This is a genomic window from Shewanella aestuarii (assembly GCF_014647215.1).
GTDB classification, from domain to species: Bacteria; Pseudomonadota; Gammaproteobacteria; order Enterobacterales; family Shewanellaceae; genus Shewanella; species Shewanella aestuarii.
Genome location: NZ_BMOT01000012.1, coordinates 40185 through 62574 on the forward strand (window position 1 = coordinate 40185; position 22390 = coordinate 62574).

18 protein-coding genes are annotated in these 22390 nt (G+C 41.8%); 8 read left to right on the forward strand and 10 right to left on the reverse strand.

Translation table 11 applies throughout. The features are described from left to right. Window positions 1-32: 32 nt before the first annotated feature. Window positions 33-1163, reverse strand: a complete 1131-nt coding sequence (locus tag IEY03_RS15160; protein WP_188843233.1) for an S-(hydroxymethyl)glutathione dehydrogenase/class III alcohol dehydrogenase — start codon at window positions 1161-1163, stop codon at window positions 33-35. A gap of 188 nt (window positions 1164-1351) precedes the next feature. Here IEY03_RS15160 and IEY03_RS15165 point away from each other — a divergent pair, with 188 nt between their 5' ends. Continuing rightward, window positions 1352-2221: a LysR substrate-binding domain-containing protein gene (locus IEY03_RS15165; RefSeq protein WP_188843235.1), complete on the forward strand. Its 870-nt coding sequence runs from the start codon at window positions 1352-1354 to the stop codon at window positions 2219-2221. Window positions 2222-2237: 16 nt separating this feature from the next. Here the strand turns inward: IEY03_RS15165 and IEY03_RS15170 are convergent, their stop codons facing one another. The 6 genes from IEY03_RS15170 to rpmH form a co-directional block, all read right to left on the reverse strand. Next, window positions 2238-2867: a 3'-5' exonuclease gene (locus IEY03_RS15170; protein WP_229778355.1), complete on the reverse strand. Its 630-nt coding sequence runs from the start codon at window positions 2865-2867 to the stop codon at window positions 2238-2240. Between the two features lie 12 nt (window positions 2868-2879). Beyond that, window positions 2880-4241: a tRNA uridine-5-carboxymethylaminomethyl(34) synthesis GTPase MnmE gene (mnmE, locus tag IEY03_RS15175; RefSeq protein ID WP_188843236.1), complete on the reverse strand. Its 1362-nt coding sequence runs from the start codon at window positions 4239-4241 to the stop codon at window positions 2880-2882. 91 nt (window positions 4242-4332) lie between these two features. Continuing rightward, window positions 4333-5964, reverse strand: coding sequence for a membrane protein insertase YidC (gene yidC, locus IEY03_RS15180; protein ID WP_188843238.1), 1632 nt, complete (start codon window positions 5962-5964; stop codon window positions 4333-4335). A gap of 3 nt (window positions 5965-5967) precedes the next feature. Next, the gene (yidD, locus tag IEY03_RS15185) at window positions 5968-6222 is read right to left on the reverse strand and encodes a membrane protein insertion efficiency factor YidD (RefSeq protein ID WP_188843240.1); all 255 of its coding nucleotides are present in this window, start codon (window positions 6220-6222) and stop codon (window positions 5968-5970) included. Next, window positions 6189-6545 carry a ribonuclease P protein component gene (gene rnpA, locus IEY03_RS15190; protein ID WP_188843242.1) on the reverse strand — a complete coding sequence of 119 codons (357 nt, stop codon included), beginning with the start codon at window positions 6543-6545 and terminating at the stop codon, window positions 6189-6191. The genes yidD and rnpA overlap by 34 nt, the downstream gene beginning before the upstream one ends. A 15-nt stretch (window positions 6546-6560) precedes the next feature. Then, window positions 6561-6698, reverse strand: coding sequence for a 50S ribosomal protein L34 (rpmH, locus tag IEY03_RS15195; protein ID WP_006083827.1), 138 nt, complete (start codon window positions 6696-6698; stop codon window positions 6561-6563). 446 nt (window positions 6699-7144) lie between these two features. Between rpmH and dnaA the strand changes: the two genes are divergently transcribed. The 6 genes from dnaA (at window position 7145) to IEY03_RS15225 (ending at window position 15259) form a co-directional block, all read left to right on the forward strand. Then, window positions 7145-8533 carry a chromosomal replication initiator protein DnaA gene (gene dnaA, locus IEY03_RS15200; RefSeq protein WP_188843244.1) on the forward strand — a complete coding sequence of 463 codons (1389 nt, stop codon included), beginning with the start codon at window positions 7145-7147 and terminating at the stop codon, window positions 8531-8533. Window positions 8534-8552: 19 nt separating this feature from the next. Continuing rightward, on the forward strand, window positions 8553-9653 hold the full coding sequence (gene dnaN, locus IEY03_RS15205) for a DNA polymerase III subunit beta (RefSeq protein WP_188843246.1): 1101 nt from the start codon (window positions 8553-8555) through the stop codon (window positions 9651-9653). A 95-nt stretch (window positions 9654-9748) separates the two neighbouring features. Continuing rightward, entirely contained in the window at window positions 9749-10831 is a 1083-nt protein-coding gene (gene recF, locus IEY03_RS15210) for a DNA replication/repair protein RecF (RefSeq protein WP_188843248.1), read from the forward strand. 15 nt (window positions 10832-10846) lie between these two features. Further along, window positions 10847-13264: a DNA topoisomerase (ATP-hydrolyzing) subunit B gene (gyrB, locus tag IEY03_RS15215; RefSeq protein ID WP_188843251.1), complete on the forward strand. Its 2418-nt coding sequence runs from the start codon at window positions 10847-10849 to the stop codon at window positions 13262-13264. A 121-nt stretch (window positions 13265-13385) separates the two neighbouring features. Beyond that, the gene (locus IEY03_RS15220; protein ID WP_188843253.1) at window positions 13386-14066 is read left to right on the forward strand and encodes a hypothetical protein; all 681 of its coding nucleotides are present in this window, start codon (window positions 13386-13388) and stop codon (window positions 14064-14066) included. A gap of 131 nt (window positions 14067-14197) precedes the next feature. Then, the gene (locus IEY03_RS15225) at window positions 14198-15259 is read left to right on the forward strand and encodes an HDOD domain-containing protein (protein WP_188843255.1); all 1062 of its coding nucleotides are present in this window, start codon (window positions 14198-14200) and stop codon (window positions 15257-15259) included. Between the two features lie 87 nt (window positions 15260-15346). Here the strand turns inward: IEY03_RS15225 and glyS are convergent, their stop codons facing one another. Then, a complete protein-coding gene (gene glyS, locus IEY03_RS15230; RefSeq protein WP_188843257.1) occupies window positions 15347-17419 on the reverse strand; it encodes a glycine--tRNA ligase subunit beta in 2073 nt (690 codons plus the stop codon). Window positions 17420-17428: 9 nt separating this feature from the next. Further along, window positions 17429-18334 (reverse strand): glycine--tRNA ligase subunit alpha, encoded by a 906-nt coding sequence (gene glyQ, locus IEY03_RS15235; protein WP_188843259.1) that lies wholly within the window; start codon window positions 18332-18334, stop codon window positions 17429-17431. Between the two features lie 112 nt (window positions 18335-18446). Between glyQ and IEY03_RS15240 the strand changes: the two genes are divergently transcribed. After that, window positions 18447-19019, forward strand: a complete 573-nt coding sequence (locus IEY03_RS15240; protein ID WP_188843261.1) for a DNA-3-methyladenine glycosylase I — start codon at window positions 18447-18449, stop codon at window positions 19017-19019. Between the two features lie 77 nt (window positions 19020-19096). Here IEY03_RS15240 and IEY03_RS15245 read toward each other — a convergent pair whose 3' ends face one another. Beyond that, a complete protein-coding gene (locus tag IEY03_RS15245; protein ID WP_188843263.1) occupies window positions 19097-22282 on the reverse strand; it encodes an amidohydrolase family protein in 3186 nt (1061 codons plus the stop codon). Window positions 22283-22390 lie beyond the last annotated feature (108 nt).

Below are 22390 nucleotides of genomic sequence, written 5' to 3' on the forward strand. Positions count from 1 at the left end.
TCAGCAAGAACTGAGGTGAATGCCAACCGCTTTTATTTATTGAAGTGAATAACACTTCGAATACTTTCACCTTTATGCATTAACTCAAAAGCCTCATTAATACCCTCTAACCCCATAGTATGAGTGATGAAATGATCCAGTTTAAAATCGCCATTGAGATATTGCTCAACAATGCCAGGTAATTGGCTACGACCTTTGACGCCACCAAATGCGGTGCCTTTCCACACTCTGCCTGTGACTAATTGGAATGGACGGGTTGAAATTTCTTGGCCAGCACCTGCGACACCTATGATAATAGATTCGCCCCAACCTTTATGACAACACTCTAAAGCACTGCGCATTACATTGACATTACCTATGCATTCGAATGAAAAATCAACACCGCCATCGGTCATTTCAACAATGACTTCCTGAATAGGCTTTTCAAAGTTTTTAGGGTTAATACAGTCTGTTGCGCCGAGCTTTTTAGCTAACTCAAATTTAGATTCATTTAAGTCAATGCCGATAATGCGTGATGCACCCGCCATGGTAGCGCCAATAATGGCCGATAAACCAATACCACCTAAACCAAAAATAGCCACAGTATCGCCAGCTTGTACTTTGGCGGTATTGAGCACAGCCCCCATGCCGGTGGTAACGCCACAACCCAGTAAGCAAACCTCTTCTAATGGTGCATCTTTATTCACTTTAGCTAATGATATCTCAGGCAATACTGTGAACTCAGAAAAGGTTGAACAACCCATGTAGTGGAAAATGGGCTCGCCACCTTTATAAAAACGCGTTGTACCATCAGGCATTAAGCCTTTACCTTGGGTTTCACGTACCGCGCTACACAGATTGGTTTTCCCCGAGGTACAGAATTTACATTTCCCACATTCTGCTGTGTACAGTGGAATAACATGATCGCCTACTTTGACGCTGGTAACACCTTCACCCACCATATGAACGATTCCGCCACCTTCATGGCCAAGAATGGCTGGAAAAACCCCTTCAGGATCGTCGCCAGAAAGTGTGAATGCATCTGTATGGCAAACACCTGAAGCCACAATTTTTACCATCACTTCGCCCGCCTTGGGGTACATGACATCCACTTCTTCAATTTTTAATGCTTGTCCTGGACCCCAGGCGACAGCGGCTTTTGATTTGATAAATTGTGCTGACATGTGTTTATTCCTTTATAGATATTAAGCTTTGCTTGGCATAGTTGATGAAACATTAATTTGCAAAAACCAAACGACTCAAATAGATGAAAATAAATATCTACACAGTGTAGACGATATGACTATTGTAATTGTTTTATATCAGTTGATAATTAGCTTAAATTGCAAATCACTTTTACGAGAATGTAATAATGATGCCTTGGGATGGAGTTGTAGAGTTTGTTGCTGTGGCACAAACTGAAAGTTTTACTCAGGCGGCCAGCCGTTTGGGGATATCAACCGCACAAGTCAGTCGTCAGGTCAGTCAGCTTGAAAACCGCTTAACAACCAAGCTGTTTTACCGCACCACCCGTAAGGTGTCTTTAACTGAAGAAGGTGCGGTGTATTTTCGTCATTGTCGGCAAGTGTTAGATGGGTTGGAAGAGGCCGAACGGGCTATTTCAAGCTTGCATCAATCTCCCCAAGGGTTAATCAGAATGACGGCGCCTGTCACCTATGGCGAACGTTTTGTAATGCCGATAGTGGTCAACTTCATGGAAAAATATCCGCAAGTTGAAGTGATTTGCGAGCTGACTAATAAGCAATTGGATTTAGTGGATGGTAGTTATGATTTGGCCATTCGTTTAGGCAGACTAGCAGACTCGAGTTTAGTGGCTAAGCGCTTAACCAGTCGGCGCCAATATGTGTGCGCTTCGCCCGCTTACTTGCAACAATACGGTGTGCCTGAAACCTTAGCTGATTTAAATCAACATCATTGTTTGATTGGCACCAATAGTCATTGGCATTTTGATGAGCAGGGAAAAGAAAAAGTGATTAAGGTACAAGGTCGTTTGCAATGTAGCAGCGGCCTGACGTTACTGGATGCGGCTTTACGTGGAATGGGCGTGGTCCAGTTACCTGGCTATTATGTTAATGAAGCCATTAAGCAAGGTCAGTTAGTGGTGGTGTTGGCACCATTTCAACAAGCTAAAGAGGGAATTTGGGCTTTATATCCACAAAACCGGCACTTATCGGCCAAGGTAAGGCTGTTAGTCGATATGCTGAGCGATGAACTGGCTTAACCCTGTTTCGTTAGGATTATAAGGTTGCTAAGTATTGATTAATTTTAGCTTTGGGTACACGCGATAACCGATTGATGATATCAAAGGTTAATTCAACATGCGGTGCTTGTTGCTGAATAAGTGCCAATTGATATAACCACAGATGAGCGGTCATGGTGGCATCTGCTAAAGCTCGGTGAAATAATCCCTCTGTTGGTAGTTGATGGTATGTCACCAACGTCGCTAATTTATGATTAGGCGCATCTAAGCTTATTCTGCGTGACAATAATAATGAGCAGGCAAATTGGCCTTTATAGTCGCGTTGACAATAGTCTAATTCAGCATCTAAAAACTTTTTATCAAAACTGGCATTATGGGCAACCAAGCTAAAGTCGCCGATAAAGTCTGCAAATTGGTTCATCACAACTTGGCAGCTTGGTGCTTCACGCAGCATTGAGTTGCTGATACCGGTATATTGTTCGATAAAAGTGTTTACCTTTTTCCCCGGGTTCATCAACGATTGAAAAGTATCAACGATTTCGCCGTTAACTATTTTGACCGCGCCAATTTCAATGGCTCTGTCACCGTTATCAGGTGATAAACCCGTGGTTTCAAAATCGAGTACAATGACATTATTTGCTAACGTCATATGACCATTTGCCAACATTATGCCTATGCCTTATTTACCAATACAGAACGAGCTAAATATTTTGCCCAATAGGTCGTCTGAGGTGAATTTACCGGTAATTTCAGATAACGCCATTTGGCACATACGTAGCTCTTCAGCCAGTAATTCACCGGCTAAATATACTTCTAATTGTTCTTTACCTAACATTAAGTGGCTTTCGGCTAGATCTAAGGCTTCTAAATGACGACGACGAGCAATAAAGCCACCTTCAAGATTACTTTGATAACCCATTAGTGATTTAAGATGCTGCTTTAACTCTTCTACACCTAAGCCAGTTTTAGCTGATATACGGTAAACATCGTAACCCTGTTCTTCAGACATAGTTAACGGCTCACCAGTTAAGTCGGCTTTATTACGAATAACAGTTATGCCAAGCCTTGGTGGTAAACGGTCGATAAAATCAGGCCAAATATCATGTGGGTTTACGGCATCGGTTGTGGTGCCATCAACCATAAATAATACCCGATCAGCAGTGGCTATTTCTGCCCAAGCGCGTTCAATTCCAATTTGTTCTACGGTATCTGTGGTGTCACGCAATCCGGCGGTATCAATAATATGTAATGGCATTCCATCTAGGTGAATATGCTCACGTAATACATCACGGGTCGTACCAGCAATTTCGGTAACAATGGCTGATTCTTTACCCGCTAAGGCATTTAATAAACTCGATTTACCCGCGTTAGGGCGACCGGCAATAACGACTTTCATGCCTTCTCGAATAATAGAGCCTTGTTTGGCGCTGGCCTGAACATGAGTCAGTTTATCGATAATGTTATACAGCGCATTAGCTATTTTTCCGTCTGATAAAAAGTCGACTTCTTCATCAGGAAAATCAATCGCAGCTTCAACATACAAACGCAGGTTAGTGACTTGGTCGACTAATTCATGAACTTCTTTTGAAAACTCACCTTGGAGTGATTGCAACGCACTTTTGGCTGCTTGTTCACTGGTGGCGTCAATTAAATCAGCAATGGCTTCGGCTTGGGTAAGATCAAGCTTGTCGTTTAAAAAAGCCTGCTCACTGAACTCACCAGGTTTAGCAATACGAATACCATCAATTTCCATCACACGCTTGATCAACATATCAAGCACTATTTGGCCGCCATGACCTTGTAGTTCAAGTACATCTTCACCAGTAAACGAGTTTGGGCCTTTAAAAAATAGCGCAATGCCCTGATCGATAACCTGACCGTCACTACTATTAAAATCACAATATTCGGCATATCGAGTTTTCGGTACATGGCCAATAATGGCTGTCGCGGCATTACTGGCTAAGTCACCTGATACACGAATGATGCCAACACCTCCACGACCGGGTGCGGTAGCTTGTGCCACAATAGTATCTGTTGTCACGGTAATTTCCTGCTAAATCATTAATTGAAAAGGCGGCCAATTAAGCCGCCTTTTAATTTAACTACACAATGTGTTGTTTATTGAGCTTGGCTTATTTTAAGCCTTTTTTCTCAAGTCCGGCATAAATAATCTTCTGCTGGGTAATAGCAACTAAGTTACCTACTAACCAGTAAAGTACAAGACCTGCTGGGAACCATAGGAAGAACACGGTAAAGATAACCGGCATCCACTGCATCATTTTTACTTGCATAGGGTCCATGGTTGGTGCCATTGGCTGCATTTTTTGCATTAACCACATAGACACACCCATCAATAATGGTAATACGTAGTATGGATCTTGTACTGACAAGTCGTTAATCCATAGCATGAATGGTGCATGGCGCAATTCATAGCTTTCTAGTAATACCCAGTATAGTGCGATGAAGATAGGCATTTGTAACAAGATAGGTAAGCAGCCACCCATAGGGTTTACTTTCTCTTTCTTGTACAGTTCCATCATGGCTTGACCCATTTTCTGACGGTCATCACCAAAACGCTCTTTCATGTCAGCTAATTTAGGCTGCAAGTTGCGCATTTTTGCCATAGAGGTGTACTGCGCTTTAGTTAGCGGGTACAACAATCCACGTACTGTTAGGGTAATTAGAATAATTGCCACACCCCAGTTACCCACAAATGATTGATAGAACATCAATAACCAGTGAATAGGGATAGCTAACCACCAAAGGAAACCGTAATCAACCACTAGGTTCAATGATTCAGAGATAGCGGTTAAGGCTTCTTGATCTTTAGGACCAACATAGAATTGAGCAGAAAGCGTTTGTTCAGCACCCGGCGCAATATCATAAATAGCACCACGGAAACCGATATTTGCTAAACCACCAGCACTTAAACTAGAGAAAATGGTGTTTTGATCATTCGCTGGCGGTACCCAAGCTGAAACAAAGTAGTGCTGTAGCATTGCTGCCCAACCACCTAATGTTTTCTTGTCTAGATTTTTGTCCGCCATATCTTCAAAGCTGTATTTTTCATAACGGGTATCAGCGGTAGAGAAAGCTGCACCACGGTATGTAGGCATCATCATGCTGCTTTCGCTTTCTTTAATACTATGCTTGATTTGGCCGTACATTTGTACTTGCAGTGATTCAGCTGATGTATTGTTGATGCGATAATCAACATCAACATTGAATTTACCGCGATGAAGGATAAATACTTTGTTATAGGTCACGCCATTGTCAGCAACAAATGATAATGGTACTTCAATCGTGTCTTGGCCATCAGCAAGGGTATATTGCTGTGATTGGCTTGAATAATGCGCACGACCTTTAGCACTGCTATCGATACCGTTGCGGCCAATTAAGCCACTTTGGGCGATATAGTAGATATCATTTGTTTGCTCAAGCAGCACAAAAGATGCTTCTTCATCGATTTCGACTTTATGTCCAACCAATGCCGAGTAAACAATATCACCACCCACAGGATCGATTTTTAATACTAATTGGTCTGTAGAAACCGTGATGAGTTCTTTCGATGCGGTAATCGCTTCAGGAAGAGAAGCATCTGCATCTGGTACATCAGATATTTGTGCATTCGTCGTGGTAGAAGCAGCAACTGATGATGTTTGAGTAGCAACCGGTTGTGGTGCTTTATCTGCTTGCCATTGTTGCCACATTAAAAAGCTGACAAACAGCAGACCGATTAGCAATATATTGCGTTGAGATTCCATAGCCTATTTATTACACCTGTCATTTTTGGGTGGGACGGGATCACTTCCGCCGGGATGTAAAGGGTGACATTTTAATATGCGTTTGATTGCAAACCAACTACCTTTTGCCGTTCCATGTGTTTTTATTGCTTCAATAGCATAATGTGAACATGTTGGATTGAATCGACAACGCGGTCCAATCATAGGGCTAATAATGAGTTGATAGCCACGAATTAACGTGGTTGCTAGCCATTGTAGCGGCGACTGAGTTTGCGCCATAGCTTTTCTATTAATTTGTGTAGTTCTGCATTTTCCATTTCCATCACGCCATTTCTGACTAATACCACGATATCTATGTTGGGAATGTCGTGTTGATGTAAACGAAAACTGTCCCTTATCACACGTTTGATTCGGTTGCGTTGATTAGCACGTTTAACAAAACGTTTTGCAACAGTTAAACCAATACGAGGATGTTGCTCTGAATTAGGAACGGCGAGCAGGGTTATTTCAGCAGAGGATGCTTTGATTGGATTGGAGAATACAGATTTAAATTGCGCGGGAGTTAAGAGTCTTAACTCCCGCGTAAAGGTATAGCTAGTCACCTAGTTATCTACTTATTAAGCAGATAAACGAGCGCGACCTTTCGCACGACGACGTGCAAGCACCTTACGGCCGCCTACAGTGGCCATACGAGCGCGGAAGCCGTGAGAACGCTTGCGCTTCAGGTTGCTAGGTTGAAAAGTACGTTTACTCATGATGGCAATCCGTCTTTGTTAGTGAATTTTCCTTAGCTCCAACATTAGAGGTAAGGGTAAAAAAGAGGCCGAATTGTAATCACTTTAACTCTCAGCGTCAACAGCCAAAATGGTTATATGATAAATTTCTGCCAATATTTCTTTGCTGAATTTAGCTAAAAATCACCATAGATTGTGGATAACTCTGTGTACCAACACAATATCTAGTGGTTTTAATACTATGAAAACAGATCAAAGGCCGCGCATTATAGATCAATCTGGATCGGTTAATAAAGCGCGATTTGCATCATTTTCACAGAAATTAGATCGAGTTTGATCTTTAATGATCGAAGATATCCACATACAATGATCGCGTTGGGGATAAATATTAGATTAACGATAGCGATCCTTGTGATCTCGCTATAGAATACATCTCCTTTTGTTAACCTATTTTGGGGAAGATATAAGTGGCGGTTTCACTTTGGCAACAATGTATCGGTAGACTGCAAGACGAATTATCGGCTCAGCAGTTCAGTATGTGGATCCGTCCGTTACAAGCTGAAATGGATGGTGATACGTTAGTCCTTTACGCTCCAAACCGATTTGTATTGGATTGGGTACGTGATAAGTACATCAATATCATTAATCAATTCTTTACTGAGCAAATGGGCAGTAATGCACCTAAGTTGCGTTTTGATATTGGTAGTCGTCCTTCTGCCCGTCAAACTCCTGTGGTTTCAGCGCCTGTTTATGCAAAGCCCAGTGGGCAACAAACTAAGGCGCGTGTAGGTACTAGCTTTAATACTCAAGCTGAACCTATAGCAAACGCTAATCACCGTAGCAATATCAACCCAACTTACCAGTTTGATAACTTTGTTGAAGGTAAATCAAATCAACTGGGTAAAGCTGCGGCGTTGCAAGTGTCTGAAAACCCAGGTGGCGCTTATAATCCGTTGTTTTTATACGGTGGTACAGGTTTAGGTAAAACTCACCTTTTGCATGCTGTGGGTAATGGCATTATTAAAAACAACCCCAATGCGAAAGTGGTTTATATGCATTCTGAGCGTTTTGTTCAGGATATGGTTAAGGCATTGCAAAATAATGCTATTGAAGAATTTAAACGCTATTACCGTAGTGTTGACGCATTGTTTATCGATGACATTCAATTTTTTGCCAATAAAGATCGCTCTCAAGAAGAATTTTTCCATACCTTTAATGCATTATTAGAAGGTAATCATCAGATCATCTTAACGTCAGACCGCTATCCAAAAGAGATCGACGGTGTTGAAGACCGTTTGAAATCCCGTTTTGGTTGGGGATTAACGGTTGCTATTGAACCTCCAGAATTAGAAACCCGTGTGGCGATTTTGATGCGTAAAGCGCAAGAAAGCGGCATTAACCTTCCTGATGAAGTGGCATTCTTTATTGCTAAACGTTTACGCTCGAATGTACGTGAATTAGAAGGCGCGCTAAACCGCGTTATTGCCAATGCTAACTTTACGGGCAGACCAATTACCATTGATTTTGTTCGAGAAGCTTTACGTGACCTCTTGGCACTTCAAGAAAAATTAGTCACTATAGACAATATTCAGAAAACCGTTGCTGAATACTACAAAATAAAAATGGCAGATATGCTGTCTAAACGTCGCTCGCGCAGTGTGGCAAGACCTAGACAAGTGGCGATGGCGTTATCTAAAGAACTAACAAACCAAAGCTTACCTGAAATTGGTGATGCATTTGGTGGTCGTGACCATACAACTGTGCTTCATGCCTGTCGTAAAATTGCGCAATTGCGTGAAGAAAGTCATGACATTAAAGAAGATTATGCCAACTTAATCAGAACGCTCTCTTCTTAATTCAGGGAATACTGACACAATGAAATTTTCAATTGATAGGGATGCACTGCTAAAGCCATTGCAATTGGTTTGTGGTGCCGTGGAACGTAGACACAACTTACCCATTCTTGCCAATTTACTTGTAGAAGTTAGTGAAGACTCACTTAAGCTAACTGGCACAGATTTAGAAGTAGAGCTTGTGGGACAGGCTGCTATTCATGGTGACGTTGTCACCGGGCGGACTACCGTTCCTGCTAAAAAGCTCTTAGATATCGTAAAATCATTGCCGGATTCTTCTGAACTGCGTATCGAACAACAAGATAATAAATGGTTACTACTATCTGGTCGTAGTCGTTTTTCGTTGGCAACTTTGCCCGCTGAAGATTACCCAAATGTTGAAGCTTTCCAGGCTGACATTGAATTCAGCCTAAAGCAGGGCGTATTAAAATCAATTATCGATTCAACGCAATTTTCGATGGCCAACCAAGATGTGCGTTACTACTTAAACGGTTTGCTATTTGAAACCGAAGGTAACGTTTTACGTTCTATTGCTACAGATGGTCACCGTTTAGCATTAAGCCACCGCCAAGTTGCACAAACACTGCCTGAAAAACAAGTGATTGTGCCACGTAAAGGTGTGGTCGAAATGTCGCGCTTACTAGACAGTGAAGATCAAGATATCACTATCAGCATTGGTGATAATGCCATTCGTGCCGTGACGGCCAATGCTGTGTTCACCAGCAAGTTAGTTGATGGACGTTTTCCTGATTATCGCCGTGTATTACCAAAAGGTGGCAATAAGATTGTTATTGCTAGCCGTAACCAACTGAAACAGGCTTTAACCCGTGCCTCAATTCTTTCTAACGAAAAATTCCGTGGCGTGCGTATTCAGCTTGAACCTGGTTTGTTAAAAATTACCGCAAATAATCCAGAGCAAGAAGAAGCTGAAGAGATTATTGATGTAGATTACGACTCTGATAATTTAGAGATAGGCTTCAACGTGAGTTATTTGTTGGATGTATTAAATAACCTCGCCAGTGACGAAGTACGTATTACCTTAATAGACGGTAACTCAAGTGCGCTAATTGAAAATCACTTAGAAGAAGACTCTATGTATGTTGTGATGCCTATGCGTCTTTAAGCGCATTGTGGTAGTCTAACTCATAACATTAACAAGGTGCTTAAGGCACCTTGTTTTGTCTTTTATTCTAGCCATTTATTTACCTATAGGTCTGCATGAGTCTTAGCCGCTTAACCATTAGCTCATTTCGTAATATTTTATCTGCTAACCTTAGTGCCGGCAGTGGCTTGAACTTGATTTATGGTCAAAATGGCAGTGGCAAAACCAGTATTTTAGAAGCGATTTTCTTCTTGGGTATGGGGCGTTCATTTCGCAGTCATTTATCACAACGCGTTATTAATGTTGATGCAGATAATTTAATGTTATTTGCACAACTTGAAGGTGATGATGAGCAAACCAAAATTGGTTTACGACGCCATAGAAGCGGTGAGATAGAAGTCAAAATAAATGGCGACAAAGTTAAAAAACTGTCGGTATTAGCCGAAACCCTACCCATACAAGTGATCACCCCAGAAAGCTTTTCATTACTATTTGAAGGCCCGAAAGCCAGACGGCAATTTATTGATTGGGGCGCATTTCATTCTGACCCGCAATTCTATCAAGCTTGGGTGAATACTAGACGCATTTTAAAGCAAAGAAATCAACTCCTTAGAAATCAAGCAAGCTATTCGCAAATACAGTTTTGGGATAAGGAATTGGTGCGGTATGCTGAACTGGTCACAGATATACGAAATCGCTATGTAGACTCGTTAAATGCGCTACTAAAGAGTATAATAAGTGAGTTTTTGCCTCAGGTTAATATCAATGTTTCTTTTACCCGAGGATGGGATAGTAAAACGGCGTTTTCGCAGTTACTTGAAAACCAATATCCCAGAGATTTAGCCACCGGACATACCTTAAGCGGCCCGCATAAAGCGGATTTACGTTTAAGGGTAGGTACTTTACCTGCGCAGGATGCGTTATCCCGGGGGCAATTAAAATTATTAGTCTGTGCACTGCGTATTGCACAGGGAAAGTTGCTCAAACAACAGCTAAATAAAAACAGTATTTATTTGGTCGACGATTTACCGTCAGAGTTGGATGCACAGCATAGGCAGCTATTGTTGAAACAGTTAACCGAAACCGGCGCACAAATCTTTGTCACCGCAATCGAACCTTCAGCAATAGTCGATTCGTTAACAAGCCCTCCCGACAGGATGTTTCATGTGGAACATGGGCAAGTAACGGTTATTGAATAACAACGAGAGAGAAATATGTCAGAGAATAGTTACGATTCTTCGAGTATTAAGGTTCTAAAAGGCCTTGATGCAGTACGTAAGCGCCCTGGTATGTATATTGGTGATACCGATGACGGTACCGGCCTTCACCATATGGTATTCGAAGTCGTCGATAACTCTATCGATGAAGCGTTAGCCGGCCATTGTAGCGATATCACCATCACCATTCATTCAGATGGTTCTGTTTCAGTAAAAGATGATGGCCGTGGTATTCCGGTTTCTATCCATGAAGAAGAAGGCGTCTCTGCAGCAGAAGTGATCATGACGGTACTGCATGCTGGTGGTAAGTTTGATGATAACTCTTATAAAGTCTCTGGTGGCTTACACGGAGTAGGTGTTTCGGTTGTAAACGCATTATCAGAAAAATTACAGTTAACAATTCGACGTGCCGGTAAAATTTATGAGCAGTTTTATACTCATGGTGTACCTAACGAACCTATCAAAGAAATTGGCGATGCAGTTAAAACCGGTACCGAAATCCGTTTTTGGCCAAGCAGTCAAACCTTCACTGATGTTGAGTTTCACTTTGATATTTTAGCTAAGCGTGTACGTGAGCTATCTTTTCTAAACTCAGGTGTGGGTATTCGTTTAGTTGATGAGCGTGAAAACAAAGATGAGTTCTTCAAATATGAAGGCGGCATCAGTGCATTCGTGAATTACTTGAACCGCAATAAAACTCCGATTAATAAAGATGTTTTCCACTTTACTCAAGAACGCGAAGACGGTATTACCGTAGAAGTGGCAATGCAATGGAATGACGGTTACCAAGAAAGCATTTTCTGTTTCACCAACAACATCCCTCAGCGTGATGGTGGTACTCACTTAGCCGGTTTCCGTGGTGCATTAACCCGTAACTTGAATAACTATATGGAGCGTGAAGGCTTCAATAAAAAAGGCAAAACAAGTGCTACCGGTGACGATGCTCGTGAAGGGTTAACGGCGGTTATCTCTGTTAAAGTACCCGATCCTAAATTTAGCTCGCAAACCAAAGATAAATTGGTCTCTAGCGAAGTGAAAAGTGCCGTTGAACAAACAATGGGTGAGCAATTAAATGACTACCTATTAGAAAATCCAGCTGATGCTAAATTGATTGTGGGTAAGATTGTTGATGCTGCACGCGCTCGTGAAGCCGCACGTAAAGCCCGTGAAATGACTCGTCGTAAAGGCGCGTTAGACTTAGGTGGTTTGCCAGGTAAGCTTGCCGATTGCCAAGAGAAAGACCCTGGTCTTTCTGAAATATACATAGTGGAAGGTGACTCTGCTGGCGGTAGTGCCAAGCAGGGACGTAACCGTAAAAACCAAGCTATTTTGCCGTTGAAAGGTAAAATTCTTAACGTAGAAAAAGCACGTTTTGACAAGATGTTGTCATCACAAGAAGTGGCTACACTCATTACTGCGTTGGGTTGTGGTATTGGTCGTGATGAATATAACCCTGATAAAACGCGTTATCACAATATTGTTATCATGACCGATGCTGACGTCGACGGCTCGCACATTCGTACCTTGCTGTTGACCTTCTTCTTCCGTCAAATGCCTGAGCTTATTGAGCGTGGTTATGTGTATATTGCACAGCCACCTTTATACAAAGTGAAAAAGGGCAAACAGGAACAGTATTTAAAAGATGAGTTAGCATTAACGGAATACTTAACAACTCAAGCGCTTGATGGAACACATGTATATCCAAGCCAAGGCGCACCAGGAATGAGTGGTGAACCGTTAGAGCGTTTAGTGAGTCAGTACCGTGATGTTGAGAAAATTGTCAGTCGTTTAGAAAAACGTTTCCCAACAAATATTACTAACCGCATGCTTTATCATCCAGAAATTACATTAGCTATGCTTGCTGATGAAGGTGCGATGAAGGCTTGGTGTGATCGATTTATTGCTGATCTGATTGACCTTGAAAGCAGCGGCGTGATCTATTCATCAGAAGTGATTTTAGACCCTGAGCGTAAAGTGTATACCCCAAATATCACTATTCGTAAGCACGGTATTGATACTAACTACCTATTTGGTTATGACTTCTTCACCTCAACTGACTATCAGCGTATTGCTAAGTTAGGTGCGGCATTAGACGGTATGATTGAAGAGGGCGGTTATGTTCAACGCGGCGAACGTTTGAAAGAAGTTGATACTTTCTTAGAAGCGTTAGATTGGACCGTAAGCGAAGCGAAACGTGGCTTATATATCCAGCGTTATAAAGGACTGGGTGAGATGAACCCTGAGCAGCTATGGGAAACCACCATGGATCCAGAGTCTCGTCGTATGCTGCGCGTAACGATTGAGGATGCTGTTGCTGCTGATCAACTCTTCACCTGTTTAATGGGTGATCAAGTTGAACCGCGCCGTGAGTTTATTGAAACTAACGCGCTAAACGTGGCTAACCTAGACGTCTAGTTAGAAATTAGTTTGGAAAAGAGCTCTAGATTTATCTAGGGCTCTTTTTTTGGTTATAGGTTTACATTCATATGCCATAGCATTAATTTATAATTATAAAATTACGAAAAGGATGTCTGTAATGAAAATTAACTACCTATCAATAGCAATTGTAATCATGTTTATTTTCTTTGGTTTTCAGTTTATTGGGAAAGGAACCGAATCTGAAAAACTAAAAGTAGAAAATACACCAGCTGCTCTTCCACCTGAGTCCGTTGAAATTAAATCTAGTCAACCTGAGGGAGAACTTGTCTCCATTGATTCAAAATCAGATGAGATTAACGTTGAAAACTCAGTTGTAAATAATGAAATAAGTGCATTAAAGAAATATAAAATCGACTCAAGTCACAATGATTTTCAAAGACTCTATAATAAGTATCTAACTGAAAAGGGAATATTTAAAGAACTTGGCACTGTATATACTTATAAGCAAGAAGGTGAAGAGTCGTATTTTATTGCGATTCCACCGGCATTATCTTTATTAATATCCGAAGACCCTGATCAATATATTGAATTAAAAGTTGAGGAGTTTAATCTAATAGATGAAGATTATGTTGATAATTGGGGAGGAGATTTTGAAGATTTTGTTGTTAACTACCATTACTGTAAACAAAGTCGTTGTTTATTGAGAGCCCAACATAATTCAGTAAATTCGGCTCGAGAGGCAATAAACAAATTTATTTTAAGCCATCCCGAATTAGAAGTTCAATATATGTCTATGGCTAGTGGTGACATTGTTGTCACTTATCAAAAGAAAACGTGAAAAATTTCTAATATTAATAGAATTAAATAATGTTATTAATGATTTACCCTAATTTATTTTATGTTGTGGGGTAATTGTTCTAATGAGTAAACTAGCAGTTTATTCCCATTGTTCTACAAAGGTGGCTTGTTGTGGTGGTCAGTTTTTTTAAAAAGCTGTTTAATATTCGTGATACTCAGGAACAAGCCAAGTTTACCGGGGTGTCTAGTGCTGAAAAAATGACGGCGGCATTACAATTAAAGTCGGCTCAACCTAGCTCTTCATCTTGTGGAAATCAGCTTAATGATGCCGAGCAATTATCTTCAATTGATGTGTCAGCACTCTTTTATACTTTGTTATTTCCCCAACAACAGCAGCAAGATGGCATTGCTAATAATCTTGAGCGCCAGGTTATGGCGCAAATTGAAACGGCATTAAGTTCGCCTAAAGAGATTGCTGATAATGTACTCAAGCTGCCAAGCAAAATAATGGAGTTAGATAACAAATTAGCCGATGAAGATATTGATATTAAAGACGTGCTTAAACTTATCGAGCAAGACCCACTATTAAGCATCGAAATATTGAAACTGTGCAATTCACCAGCGTTTAGGCGTTCAGATAAAGCCGTGAGTAATCTTCAGCAAGCTTTGGTGCAATTGGGGCGCGAGCAGTTAAGGCGACTTGTTACTGTTTGTCTTACCCGTGAAATGATTGATGTTAAGCCTATTTATTTTCGTCGATTTGGTGCCGAGATTTGGCGACATTCAATGCAAGTGGCATTTTTGTCAGGTGAGTTAGCCGAACAAGATAGTGATAGTGCCTTTTTGTTAGGGCTTTTACATGACGTGGGTAAGATAGCCATTTTTAAAATGCTAATTGATGCCTTTTATCAGGCAGAGCCTGGAGAGCAACCTAATTCTCTGCTTTTTAGTCAGTTAATGACCACTAAATCGCTTACGTTAAGTGCTTTATTGGCTAAATATTGGCAGATCCCCGATTCGTTTGCCGATAACTTATCCTTATTAGCCAATGTCAATATTGCCCCCAACTCTGGTGCCGCAAAAGCGGTTTGGCGAGCCAATGTAATCAGTGAATGCTCAATGTTATTGCAGGCTAATAAGTTGTCGGAAGCTATGTTGATTAAGTTGCTTGGGCAAGTCGAAATTTCTCGGGAAGTATTTGATTCGTTACATCAAAAACTAACCGAGTTTTAATGTATAGGTTAGATGGTTTAACAAACGACACTATTTTACTGACATAAAAAAAGCGCCTAAGGCGCTTTTTTGTTGATGAGCGGGTGGTTAAGACTGCAAAACCGAGATATCTGCTACGTGCAGGAATTGCTCACGTAAGCTATTTAGTAAGGCTATGCGGTTTTGTTTTAGTGCTTCATCATCAGCCATCACCATCACATCTTCAAAGAACTGATCAACGCTTTCACGTAAATCGGCTAACAATGTCAGTGCTTGCTGGTAATTTGCGCTGGCAAATAAGGGGGCTAACTCTGGTTGAAGCTGAGTTAGCTTATCGGCCAAGGCTTTTTCTGCGGTTTCAACAAGTAAGTTTGAATTAATCGTGTCTGGCAATGTGCCTTCAACTTTAGCTAAGATGTTTGAAACACGTTTATTAGCGGCTGCAAGTGCGGTAGAAGCTTCTAAACTACGGAAGTGAGATACCGCTTTAACTCGGCTATCAAAATCAGCAGGACGTGTAGGGCGGCGTGCAAGTACCGCTAAAATAACATCGACCTCAATACCTTGATCTTGATACCAGCTGCGGAAGCGAGCCATAAAGAACTCAAGTACATCATCAGCAGTGCTGTTATTACTTAGGGTTTCACCATGTAATGCTTGCGCTTTAGAGATCAAATCGACTAAATCGAGTGGTAAATTGTTTTCGACGATAATACGTAAAATACCAATCGCTGCACGACGTAAAGCAAATGGGTCAGCAGCACCTTTAGGTGCTTGGCCTATGCCAAAAATACCCACAAGGGTGTCAAACTTTTCAGCTAGGGCAACCGCACAAGATACTGCATCTGTTGGTACCGTATCACCAGAAAACTTAGGTTTATACTGCTGTTCAATCGCCACCGCAACCGCTTCGGTTTCACCGTCAAGGCGAGCGTAGTGCATGCCCATTGTGCCTTGGGTATCGGTAAATTCCATGACCATGTTGGTCATCAAATCTGCTTTAGACAATAAACCAGCACGGCTAGCATTCGCTTCGCTAGCATTTAATTGCGCGGCGATAAAACCTGCCATTGCTGAAATTCGTTCAACACGTTGCTTTAAAGTACCTAATTGCTTTTGGAACACAACGGTCTCTAAGCTCGCCAAACGAGATTCCAGCGTGTGTTTTTTATCGGTATTAAAGAAAAACTCAGCATCCGCTAAACGTGGACGAACCACTTTTTCATTTCCAGAGATAATCTGCTGAGGATCTTTAGAGACTATGTTAGATACAAAAATGAAGTTAGGTAATAATTTGCCAGCAGCATCAAAAACAGGGAAGTATTTTTGGTCGCCTTTCATGGTGTAAACTAGAGCTTCTGCGGGCACATCAAGAAATTTTTCTTCAAAATGGGCGGTTAATACCACGGGCCATTCAACTAAAGAGGTCACTTCTTCAAGTAAGCTATCTTCTAGGTCAGCAATACCACCAATGGTGCTTGCCGCTTTTTCTGCATCGGCTTTAATAAGTGCTTTACGTTCGTGGTAGTCAGCAATCACTTTGCCTTGTTCTTTGAGCATGCTGATATAGTTATCGGCATGATCAAGTTCAAAACTGGCAAGTCCCATAAAACGGTGACCGCGGATGGTGCGGGCAGATTTTATGCCAAGCACTTCACCGTCAATCGCTTCGCTACCTAACAACATGGTTACGGTATGAACTGGACGAATAAATTGCGTTTTGTTGTTACCCCAACGCATTGGTTTTGGTATTGGCAGTTTGTCTAAGGCACGTTGGGTCATATCAGCGATTAGGCTGCTAGTTGCCACGCCAACAACTTTAGCTTGGTGAACTAACCATTCACCTTTGTCGGTGACTAAACGCTCTGCTTGGTCAACCGTAATCCCATTGCCACGAGCCCAGCCTTGAGCCGCTTTAGTTGGGTTGCCATCTGCGTCAAATGCAGAGCTAACAGCAGGGCCGCGTTTTTCAACTACTTTGTCAGCTTGAGATAAAGCCAGCTCAGTAAAACTAATCGCTAAACGGCGAGGCGCTGCATACCATGTTGATGCGCTAAAGGGTAAATCAGCTTTTGCTAGCTCATCACTAAAGTTAGCTAAAAATGACTCAGCTAAATGACGTAATGCTTTTGGTGGCAGTTCTTCTGTACCAATCTCAATGAGTAAGTTTTCAAAATTCATCGGTTACCTCTACTTACACATAGGGAAGCCTAGCGCTTCACGTGCTTGATAATAAGATTCTGCTACACCTTTAGCCATAGTACGAACGCGTAAAATATAACGCTGGCGCTCGGTCACTGAAATAGCATGGCGTGCATCAAGTAAGTTAAAAGCGTGCGATGCTTTCATGACTTGCTCGTAGGCAGGCAGAGGTAGTGGTTTTTCTAAACCTAATAAATGCTGGCAGGCTTTTTCGCAGTCATCAAACTGTTTGAATAACACTTCAACATTGGCGTGTTCAAAGTTATAAGTAGACTGTTCAACTTCATTTTGATGAAAAATATCACCGTATGTCACACGACCCATAGGGCCATCGGTCCAGACTAAATCATAGACACTGTCGACTTCTTGAATATACATAGCTAGACGTTCAAGACCATAGGTGATTTCACCTGTAACAGGGCTACACTCCAATCCGCCAACCTGTTGGAAGTAAGTAAACTGAGTTACTTCCATACCGTTTAGCCAGATTTCCCAGCCTAAACCCCATGCGCCAAGCGTAGGTGATTCCCAGTTATCTTCAACAAAACGAATATCATGCACTTGAGTATCAATACCGAGTGCTTCTAATGAGCCTAAATACAACTCTTGGATATTGTCTGGAGATGGCTTTAACACAACCTGGAATTGATAGTAGTGTTGTAGTCGGTTCGGGTTATCACCATAACGGCCATCAGTTGGGCGGCGCGATGGTTGCACATAGGCACTGCTCATTGGCTCTGGGCCTAATGAACGTAAGAATGTTTGCGGATGAAATGTTCCCGCACCCACTTCCATGTCTAGAGGTTGAACAATTGCGCAACCTTGCTGCGCCCAGTATTCTTGTAGGGTTAGGATGAAACCCTGAAATGTCTTTACGTCGTGTTTCGTCGTCATGTCTACTACTGTCAGGCTATTAATAGAAAATGGAATTGATTATACCTTGTAGAACAAGGTAGATGTAGGTTATTTTTTAACGTAATACTATTTTTGTTAATGGACGTGATACATGCAAGTTATCCGATGCGGCTGGGTCAGTAATGATCCTATTTACCAGGAGTACCACGACCAAGTATGGGGGCGGCCGGTTTTTGATGCAAAAGAGTTATTTGCCAAGTTGTGTTTAGATGGCCAACAGGCGGGATTATCCTGGATTACTATTTTAAAAAAACAGCCTAATTATGAAGCTTTATTCGCAAACTTTGAGCCAAGCATTATCGCGACCTATGATGAGGCGAAAGTTGAGTCATTAATGCTTGAACCCGGTATTGTCCGCAATCGATTGAAGATTAATTCAATTATTCGTAATGCCAAAGCTTATTTGGCATTTGTAGAGCAGGGTAATGATTTTGCTGATTTTTTATGGGGATTTGTTGGTGGTAAACCAAAGGTTAACTATCCAGCTTCTTCGGCTGATGTACCAGTGCAAACTATTGAATCAGAAGCCATGTCAAAAGCGCTTAAGAAGTTGGGGTTTAACTTTGTTGGACCAACTATCTGTTATGCTTTTATGCAAGCGGTTGGTATGGTCGATGATCATAGTAACGACTGCTTTTGTGCGGCTCATAAATCGGCAGATTAGTTCATAACGTGAGTTTATGTTAACTAACAAAAAGGGTGTTCCACGTGGAACACCCTTTTTCATGTTACTGTTTAGTGTTATTTCTTTTCAAAGAAAAACGGTTTACGCCGTTGTTTGTCACCATTTAATTCATTCATGGTTTCAGCATTAAACAGCTTGCCGTTTATCATAGTATAAGTCACTTTGTCGGTGGTACGGATATCTGCTAATGGGTCACCGTCGATAACGATTAAGTCTGCTAACTTACCAGGTTTAATCGACCCTAATTGATGGTCCATTCCGAAGGTTGTTGCTGGATTAATTGTGGCCGTTTTTAGCACTTCCATGTTACTCATGCCGCCCTGTGCAAACATCCACATCTCCCAGTGTGCAGCTAATCCTTCACGTTGACCATGTGCACCAATGTTAGCTTTAACGCCAACATTGTTCAGTTCATTTGCGACACGTGCCACATTGAAATGATTATAGTGTGCATCGGGTGCCGTTGTGCGGCGCATCGAGCGAGCATCTAAAATATCTGATGGTACATACATGCTTAGGCGTGGGTGAGCCCAAACATCAGTTTTGTCATACCAGTAATGCTCACCAGAAATACCACCATATGCCACAACCAAAGTTGGGGTATAAGAAACTTTGGTTTGCTGCCAAAATTGTTTGATATCACTGTAGATAGAGGCAACAGGCAACGAATGTTCAACGGTTGTATGGCCATCGGCAATCATAGATAAGTTATGTTGCAATAAGCTACCGCCTTCCGGTACTACCATCATTTCCAATTCACGAGCTGCTTGAATGACTTGTTGACGTTGATTTCGACGTGGCTGATTGTAACTTTTAACACTGAATGCCCCGACTTTTTTCAAGCGTTCTAAATGAAATTTAGCATCATCAAGTGAGTCTACATGGGAGGTATAACCTGGCAGGTTTGCACCATATAAAATTGTGCCGGTAGAGAAGATCCTTGGCCCAACGATATTGCCGGCTTTTTGCTGCTCTGATGCGGCAAAAATCTCAGTGGTATCATTTGATGGGTCGTGGATTGAAGTGACACCTAACGATAGGCCGGAATAAAGTGCCCAGTTTTGTTGTGGAATGATTTCATCATCAGCTTGACCACCATGAGCATGGGCGTCGAATAAACCAGGCATAATTGATTTGCCTTTAATGTCGATAACTTCTGCACCAGATGGGATCTGTGTTGTTGCATCACCAACACTGACAATCTTGTTGTCTTTGACAATCACAACACCATTTTCAATGACTTGATCATTTTCAAGGGTGATCACTTTACCGCCAACAAATGCGACTGTTCCACGTGGAACATCGGTATTTTCTTTAAAGCCGATTGAAGTGATTTTAGGCTCAATTTTGGCTTCAGACTTAGCGTAGGTGGTATCGACTTTGGCTTGGTATAAATCAGGGCCAAGGGTCCAATATAATTGATTGCTGTCATTGTTCCAGCTAATGCTTTCACCTGCACGGGCACTCAGCTGTGTCACAGGTAAGTTATTCGCTTTTGGACCAATATTAATAGTTTCACCGTGCTTAGCAAAAGGGGTCACATACACGCGGAAACGTTCAGCAAAAGCCAAATGCTCGCCATCAGGAGAAACGCGGAACTCAGTAGCGTGATCGCTGGTGTAATGGGTGCGTTTTTCAAACCCATTTAAACCAATAGAGGCTAGTTCTGGTTTGTCACCATAGTCCATGAAGAACACGCGATCATTATCGGCACCAAATTGAGGTTGATGGCCACTGGCTGATATCTTGGTATTTTTCTTACCCTTAATATCCACTTGGTATAAACCAGGTTCCTGTGACCAAGTGCGAGGCGTCATATATCCGCCTTTAGCTTTGCGATAAACAATGGTTTCGCCATCTGGCGAGAAGGTGGCTTCAACGTATTTACCAGGCTCATTGGTTAATACTTTTGCTTTACCTCCTCGCGCACTCACAACACTGACTGTGCCTTGTGCTTGATCATTCCAGGTGGTAAACACTATGTCTTTACCATCACGTGACCATTGCGGAAACAGTTCATTAATGTCGTCATCTAGTCGGGTTAAACGTTGTTGCTTACCACCGTTAATGTCACGTACCCATAACTTACCTAATGCTTCAAATACCACTTTCTCACCATTGGGTGATACTTGAGCCATACGTAACATTTTGACGTCAAACTTATCTTGGTCAAGGTTTTGGGTGAATCGTACTGACGGTTGTACGTCTAACTGAGTTTTGACTGAAAAGGGAATATCACTCAGTGTCTGCTTTGCGACATTGAGTTTATTGATTTTACCGTTAGCCCAAAATACAATTTCTTTATTATCTTGTGTCCACGACATAGTTGGGTAAACACCATGGATAGCCCAAGTTTCCTGCATATCACGGTCTAATTTGTCATATAACTTGGTAGTTTCACCTGATTTTAAATCCAGAAGATATAAAGTCGATTGGAAACCATCGCGTTTGATGTAGGCTAGTTTTTCTCCGTCAGGGCTCGGTGTTGGACGAATCGCACCACCTGTACCTTCAATTAACACTTCAATATCACCAGTTTGGGTATCGTAGCGTTTGATCTTATATATTCCTTTTACTGAATCTTTTGAGTAATGGAATGTTTTACCTGGCGTTGCGTCCTGGCTGAAATAGATATAGCGACCATCTGGCGAATAGGCAGGTTCGCCCAAGTCTTTTTCTTCATTAGGACGCTCAGTTAACTTAACACCTTCACCGCCTGCAACGTGATACATCCATACTTCGCCGGCACCTAAACTACGGCTTGCAGTGAAGTGTTTACGCGCCACTAAATACTGTGAATCAGGGCTCCACGCAGGGCTATTCAACAGGCGGAAGGTTTCTTTTGTCACAGGGTGCGGATTAGTGCCATCGGCATTCATCACCCATATATTGTCGCCGCCATCTTCATCAGAGGTAAAGGCAATGTATTTTCCATCTGGGCTATATACAGGCTGCATTTGCCATGCAATACCACTTGATATGGCTTTGGCTTCACCACCCGTTATCGGCATTTGGTAAATGTCACCCAGTAAATCAAATACGATAGTTTTACCATCAGGAGATACGTTTACGTTCATCCATGTACCATCGGTGACATTGATATCAATTTTCTGAAGCGGGGCATTTTCTGGCGCATTTACCTGCCATTTAGCGGCTTCTTCTTCGGTTGCAAAACTGCTGGCACTGATACCAAGTGATAAAGCTATCGCGGTATATATTGGGGTAAGCTTTTGTGTGAACATGCAAGATCCATTTATTTATCGTTATAAGAAAATGAATACCAGCAGACCGTGGTAAGAGCCTGTTGATCTTTCAAGGTTGTTTGCTTAGATGACTATGTATCAATTTCA

Coding starts and splice junctions, on each gene's coding strand:
- IEY03_RS15160 (WP_188843233.1), bottom strand. CDS start 1,163: ATGTCAGCACAATTTATCAAATCAAAAGCCGCTGTCGCCTGGGGTCCA.
- IEY03_RS15165 (WP_188843235.1), top strand. CDS start 1,352: ATGATGCCTTGGGATGGAGTTGTAGAGTTTGTTGCTGTGGCACAAACT.
- IEY03_RS15170 (WP_229778355.1), bottom strand. CDS start 2,867: ATGTTGGCAAATGGTCATATGACGTTAGCAAATAATGTCATTGTACTC.
- yidC (WP_188843238.1), bottom strand. CDS start 5,964: ATGGAATCTCAACGCAATATATTGCTAATCGGTCTGCTGTTTGTCAGC.
- yidD (WP_188843240.1), bottom strand. CDS start 6,222: ATGGCGCAAACTCAGTCGCCGCTACAATGGCTAGCAACCACGTTAATT.
- rpmH (WP_006083827.1), bottom strand. CDS start 6,698: ATGAGTAAACGTACTTTTCAACCTAGCAACCTGAAGCGCAAGCGTTCT.
- dnaN (WP_188843246.1), top strand. CDS start 8,553: ATGAAATTTTCAATTGATAGGGATGCACTGCTAAAGCCATTGCAATTG.
- recF (WP_188843248.1), top strand. CDS start 9,749: ATGAGTCTTAGCCGCTTAACCATTAGCTCATTTCGTAATATTTTATCT.
- gyrB (WP_188843251.1), top strand. CDS start 10,847: ATGTCAGAGAATAGTTACGATTCTTCGAGTATTAAGGTTCTAAAAGGC.
- IEY03_RS15220 (WP_188843253.1), top strand. CDS start 13,386: ATGAAAATTAACTACCTATCAATAGCAATTGTAATCATGTTTATTTTC.
- glyS (WP_188843257.1), bottom strand. CDS start 17,419: ATGAATTTTGAAAACTTACTCATTGAGATTGGTACAGAAGAACTGCCA.
- glyQ (WP_188843259.1), bottom strand. CDS start 18,334: ATGACGACGAAACACGACGTAAAGACATTTCAGGGTTTCATCCTAACC.
- IEY03_RS15240 (WP_188843261.1), top strand. CDS start 18,447: ATGCAAGTTATCCGATGCGGCTGGGTCAGTAATGATCCTATTTACCAG.
- IEY03_RS15245 (WP_188843263.1), bottom strand. CDS start 22,282: ATGTTCACACAAAAGCTTACCCCAATATATACCGCGATAGCTTTATCA.